The sequence below is a fragment of the Sulfuricurvum sp. genome (genome assembly GCF_049305995.1).
In the GTDB taxonomy this organism is placed as follows: domain Bacteria; phylum Campylobacterota; class Campylobacteria; order Campylobacterales; family Sulfurimonadaceae; genus Sulfuricurvum.
On sequence record NZ_JBAQPS010000351.1, the window covers coordinates 1 to 5,958 of the forward strand.

Genomic DNA, 5,958 nt, shown 5'->3' on the forward strand with positions numbered 1-5,958 from the left:
GAGTAAAATTCTCATATTTAGTATATACAGTGAGTAAATATGAATAATACAGAAGAGTTGATAGAAAGAACGAGAGAGTATCTTATCACTCTTTTACGTGAGGCATTTCATCATAGTGATTCAGAAAATGCCATCGTAGTGTATGACACACGATGTCTAATCGCGACACTTTTGATGGAGGGGTATAAACGTGCCCTCCCCCATGCACGCTTAATCGATTTTGACGGCCATGAACCCCAAGACGTTCGAGCACAGTTAGAAGCACTTAACCCTTCGGATTTGGTAGTATTGATCCAATCGACCAATTTCCGCCTCGATGCGTTTCGGCTGCGTGTCGAACTGTTCAAACTCAAACTCAAAGTGATCGAACACCCCCATCTGGGCCGTATGTCGGATGATGAAGCGTCGTATTTTATCGATTCGCTGGAATATGACAAGGAGTATTACCGTCCTCTCGGTCGCACCCTCCAGTCTAAAATAGACAGCGCACCGATGGGGGTACTCGATAGCGGCGGGGAACTGTTGATTTATGGTTCACCGTTCGAATCTGCCAAAGTCAATATCGGGGATTATACGGGATTACCCAACTGGGGCGGACAGTTTCCGCTGGGAGAAGTCTTTACCGAAGCGCAAGATCTCAGAGCCGTTCATGGACGGGTCAAAATTTATTGCTTCGGGGATGTCACGTATAAAATCAACACCCCTGAAACTCCTATCACCCTCATCATCGAAGAGGGGCAAGTCGTCGCGTGCGAAAACTCTACTCCTGCATTTGACCTCATCCTCTACAACATCCGTCGAGATGAGGGGACAATATGGATACGAGAACTCGGTTTCGGACTCAACCGAGCCTTTAGCAAAACACGCACCGTAGCCGATACTGGAACCTATGAGCGGATGTGCGGGGTTCACATATCACTGGGGGCGAAACACGGAACTTACGGCAAACCGGGTTTTAAACGCCGAGATGGTCTCTACCATGTTGATGTTTTTGCCGATACCCACACCTTTTCGCTTGGGGATGAAGTGATCTATAGAGACGGAGCATTTATAATTTAGACGGCTTTTAATTCACTCGTAACTTCGTCCGTCCCGTAAACAACTTCAAAAAATCATAAATATCACTCAGGAAAAAAGCGCGGGTATCTTGATGCTCGAACCGCTGTAACCACTCCCGCTCTTGATTCAGTATCCCTCGACACGGAACCACAAACTCTTCACGCGGCAAGAGAGGTTTGAGGATACCGCAATCGTTGATCGCGTGTATGACTGCATCAAACAACTCATCGAGTCGATCATCTTCATCGTAGTGGTAGAGTTTACCGTCCATTTTATAAAATCGGTAGATGGCTAAAATCTCGTGCGCTTTATCGATCTCACTCATAGCATTATTCCTTTATACGGCATTTCATGAGCTGTGGCTACTGCCTCGTTGGTCACATCACCGTCATACGTATTTAACGCACACACATATAACTCATCTTTTAAAAGCACAGGAAGCGGTGTGGAAGCGATTTTAATCGCATATGGCAGTGTTGCATTGGTGAGTGCCACTGTCGAGGTACGCGGGTACATCCCCGGCATATTGGCAACACAATAGTGGACGATCCCCTCTATCTCAAATGTCGGATGCGAATGGGTCGTTGCATGAGAGGTCTCAAAACATCCCCCCTGATCGATGGAAACATCGACCAAAACCGTCCCTTTTTTCATGAGAGAGAGCATATCGCGAGTGATGAGTTTCGGTGCTTTTGCCCCCGGAAGGAGCACCGTACCGATAATCAGATCAGCCGTTTTAATATGCTCCAATATCGCGTCCTGAGTAGAATAGATCATCGTTACATTCGGTGCCATCACATCCCGCAGATAGGTGAGCCGTTCCGTGTTGATATCCATCATCACCACCTCAGCACCCAAACCTGCCGCAGCATCGGCTGCTGCTTTACCGGCTACCCCTGCTCCCAGTACCAAAACACGGTTTCTCTCTACTCCAACCGCACCACCGAGCAATCGTCCGCTCCCGCCGTTGTAGCGTCCCAAATGAACCGCACCGAACAGTGTTGCCATACGCCCCGCGATCTCGCTCATCGGTTCCAGTAACGGTAGCCGTCGATTGAGTCGAAACGTCTCATACGCCAGTGCCGTAATTTTTTTCTCGCATAACACTTCGGTGAGTCTTTTATCGGCTGCGAGATGAAGATAGGTAAAAAGGATTTGCCCCTCTTTTAAACGGTTGTATTCTATCTCTATCGGTTCTTTGACCTTGACGATCATATCAGAACCCGCATAGACATCATCCGCACTCTCGACGATAACCGCTCCACTGCTCAGATAGAGAGAATCCTCGAAACCACTCCCTAATCCTGCACCCTGCTCTACTAATACACTATGTCCGGCTTTGATACACTCCATCACCCCTGATGGTGTCATTCCGACACGAAACTCGTCTGTTTTAATCTCTTTTGGTACTCCGATAATCATACTTTTCCCCCTATAGCGACCGCATAGAGCAGTGCTTTATCCGACCAGCGGAGGGCTTCATCATCATAAAAAGCTCCGATTCCGCTGCATCCTGCATTGTGATGTTCACACGCTACATAGAGTTCTTGGGCATAGTTTCCCGCTTCGATATGGGTCTGTGCACAAAAATTTTCTGCAAAAATTAATACTACCATATTTGATCCTGAAATAAAACGCTGATCCAAAAGCAGATGAACTATTTCAGAATTAAAATTTCCACTCACGGCACATTTCCCGTTACGATATAACCCTAATTGCATAGAGTATGCCTGAAAAACAAAAATACCAATCTCTAAAGAAACAGCTGCAGGTATCGACATAAGCTCTTGAATAACCGTATCACTCATCCCCTCTGGATTAAACTCTCGTGCACTGCGACGTGTGTGATTGATTTTCAAAAAATCTTCATACACAATGGGCGTTGCTATCTCAGTATAGATGCCAACTTCCGCCAAACTAGCCGTTAATGGCTCTAAAGTCTGTGTATAATCGGTTGGCTGTACGTGCATCAGAGGAAGGCTCAAAGGCTTCACGCTTCGTTCACCCAACTCACCCACGCCATAAACTGCCCCGATCACCTCATCCGCTCCTAGTCCCATGATCGCATTGAGTTTTTCGTTTACCGACAATTTTGTACAACTCATCCCAAAATGTCGTATCGATGCATACAACGCATCGATTTGATGCCCTAGATCAAGATAGAGATACCGCCATGCACGTAATCCATATTTCCAAGAGGATCGAAACGGAACCAATGAGATCATCACGATTACCCCGTTAAAACGTTTCTCCATCCCAACATAAGGTTCTATCCCCTCCCCTGCGATCTCTCGAATCATCACTAACTCTTCGTGTAACACATCGAGATGATAAATCCCGCTAAGCAACCCTGTGATATTACGAATTTGTACATAGATTTCGAGAGGGTGAAGGTTTCCTGCAGAGGGAACATTAAGCCTGCGATAGGGCTTTTGAGCAACGGTATGTTCATCCGTTATACATCGCGTTTCTCTCAACCATGCGAGAGACGGATAATCGCCGAGTCTCACGCGATAGCAAAAATGAGGATAGTGTTTAAATAACGAGGGTTGCGAATCCCAATCCAAGAAGGTTTGTTTAGCGGCAACCCATTCGCGGGTTAGGAGAGTTTGTTCACGCACTGCGCAGTTGGTTAAATACGTCGCGATTTGTAGCGAATTCGATCGCACTGAAACCGTCTTCATTTTGAAGTGTAGTATCAGCTCCGAGCGAGAGAAGCATCTTAACACACTCCACACGCGATGCCGAAGCGGCATACATCAGCGCCGTTGTCCCCTCTTCATTCGTGTCATTGATATCGGCTCCCGCTTCGACCAGCAAACGGATCACTTCAGGTGAGGCTGCATAAGCGGCATTGAACAACACACCGTTAAAGTCGTCATTAATCGCATACAAATCAGCACCCGCTTCGATGAGACGTGAGACCATCATGGCATTCCCTTCCAATGCGGCAAGCATCAGAGGAGTATTGCCATTAAACCCGCGATATTCGAGATCATCCGGATGAAATCCCCGTTCGTTCAACCATGTAATGTATTGCTCTACCATAATGTACTCCTCGTATAGGATCTTAAACACCCATCCAGTTTTCGTGGTCGTGCCCTTTTTTCTTGAAATTCGCCGCTTTATCAACCGCTTCGATACATTTATCATAATCGACTTCATCAGTGATCTCAGGGACAACTTCTACATAACTAATCATCCCCTCTTGGTCGATGACGAATACGGCGCGTGCTAGACGGTCTTTGAGTTTTCCCTCAGGGATAAGGATTCCGAACTTTTTAGCAAAATCACGATTGGTATCGATCACGATCTCAGCACTATCGATCCCTTCACGCGCGACAAAATCGTTGACAAATTCGGCGTCATCCGTCGTTACCATCACCGTTTTGAGCTTTTTAAACTGTTTAATTAGGTCATTAAACTTTTTAGCCCCCAATGAGCACACTTCAGTTTTAAGTGAAGGGATTGCGATGAGCAGTTGTGCCGTAGGGGCAATCATCCCAATAACATTTTGGCTCCCATCGAGGTTACTAACGCGTGCAGCCGGTGCTTCACGCCATATTGTCATCTCTTTTCCCTCTAAAGGTGTCGGTGTTCCATGAACGGTAATTTGCATAGTTTCTCCTTATTGGATCATTTTAAGAACGTAGTGCAAAATCAGTTCTATAAACTGCCTATTTTTTATCCACATGAATATTGGTTCATTGTCGCATTTTGTACTACAATTACTAAACAATTTAATAGTAAAGACAATGCAATGATGACCTATGAAGCTAATATCCCTAATCGTGAAGAGTGCCAAACTTGTGCACTGACTTTTGCGTACAAAGAGATCAACATCCTTTATGAAGTCGCAGTTATGCTCACCAGCACAACTGAAATCACCACAAGCATTGAAAAAGCGATGCGCCGCCTCAAACAACACGGCTATTTGGAGCGCTGTGCTCTATTTCGTAAAAAAGATGATGTGAATGAGCTAGAACTTTTAGCATCAATCGATTTAGAACCCTATCAAAAAAAAGTAGCAACGTACCGTTTTGGCGAAGGGGCGACAGGGTTGGCCGCCAAAAGCCGTGAACCGATCGTTATTGAAAATATCCATAACAACATCAATTATCTCAACAAAATGGGAAACATCTCAACTCAGATGGTTTCCTATGTTGCCGTTCCGCTCCTCCAAGACGAAGAGGTCATCGGAGTCATTTCTGCCAACATTGGAAAAGGGAGCCCTCTAAATTTCGACGAAATTGTCCGAATGCTCACCATCGTCGGATCGCTTTTTGTCGGATCACTCAAAGTACAACAAAAATTAACCGAAGAAAAAGAGTCCCTCAGCGAGCTAAAAACCTACTACAAAGAAGAGATGCAAAAAGATTACAAATTTGAAAATATCATCGGACGTTCAACTCGTATGCAGCAGGTATTTGGGATGATCAACACCGTAGCACCAACCGATGCGACGATTTTTATCCGCGGTGAAACAGGAACCGGTAAAGAGTTGATTGCAACAGCTGTTCATAATCTCAGCCGTCGTCAAAACGGTCCATTTATCAAACTAAACTGTGCCGCTATCAGTGAAACTCTCCTTGAATCCGAACTCTTTGGACATGAAAAGGGAGCCTTTACCGATGCGAGAGAGATGCGTAAAGGGCGTTTTGAACTCGCCGATGGAGGAACACTGTTTCTCGATGAGATCGGAGACATTACCCCCTCACTCCAAGTAAAACTCCTCCGTATTTTACAAGAACAGGAGTTTGAGCGAGTCGGTGGTAACAAAACGATTAAAACCAACGTCCGACTCGTCGCCGCTACCAACCGTAATCTCGAAGAGATGGTACGCAAGGGTGAGTTCCGAGAAGATCTGTTTTACCGTCTCAACGTTATCCCGATCAATCT

7 protein-coding genes are annotated in these 5,958 nt (G+C 45.7%); 2 read left to right on the forward strand and 5 right to left on the reverse strand.

Annotated features, from left to right (window positions below; all coding sequences use genetic code 11):
• Positions 1-39: 39 nt before the first annotated feature.
• Complete coding sequence (locus tag WA010_RS11805; protein ID WP_422557314.1) at positions 40-1,059, forward strand: hypothetical protein; 1,020 nt, start codon at positions 40-42, stop codon at positions 1,057-1,059.
• Positions 1,060-1,066: 7 nt separating this feature from the next.
• Here WA010_RS11805 and WA010_RS11810 read toward each other — a convergent pair whose 3' ends face one another.
• The 5 genes from WA010_RS11810 to WA010_RS11830 are packed head-to-tail and all read right to left on the reverse strand — an operon-like array spanning position 1,067 to position 4,678.
• Entirely contained in the window at positions 1,067-1,384 is a 318-nt protein-coding gene (locus tag WA010_RS11810) for a hypothetical protein (protein WP_422557315.1), read from the reverse strand.
• Entirely contained in the window at positions 1,381-2,481 is a 1,101-nt protein-coding gene (ald, locus tag WA010_RS11815) for an alanine dehydrogenase (protein ID WP_422557316.1), read from the reverse strand. Before ald ends, WA010_RS11810 begins: the two co-directional genes overlap by 4 nt.
• Entirely contained in the window at positions 2,478-3,728 is a 1,251-nt protein-coding gene (locus WA010_RS11820) for a hypothetical protein (RefSeq protein WP_422557317.1), read from the reverse strand. The genes ald and WA010_RS11820 overlap by 4 nt, the downstream gene beginning before the upstream one ends.
• Positions 3,673-4,107, reverse strand: a complete 435-nt coding sequence (locus WA010_RS11825) for an ankyrin repeat domain-containing protein (RefSeq protein WP_422557318.1) — start codon at positions 4,105-4,107, stop codon at positions 3,673-3,675. The genes WA010_RS11820 and WA010_RS11825 overlap by 56 nt, the downstream gene beginning before the upstream one ends.
• A 22-nt stretch (positions 4,108-4,129) precedes the next feature.
• The gene (locus WA010_RS11830) at positions 4,130-4,678 is read right to left on the reverse strand and encodes a redoxin family protein (RefSeq protein WP_422557319.1); all 549 of its coding nucleotides are present in this window, start codon (positions 4,676-4,678) and stop codon (positions 4,130-4,132) included.
• Between the two features lie 141 nt (positions 4,679-4,819).
• Here WA010_RS11830 and WA010_RS11835 point away from each other — a divergent pair.
• Positions 4,820-5,958, forward strand: a 1,139-nt coding sequence (locus tag WA010_RS11835; RefSeq protein ID WP_422557320.1) for a sigma 54-interacting transcriptional regulator, incomplete at its 3' end; no start/stop codon positions are given.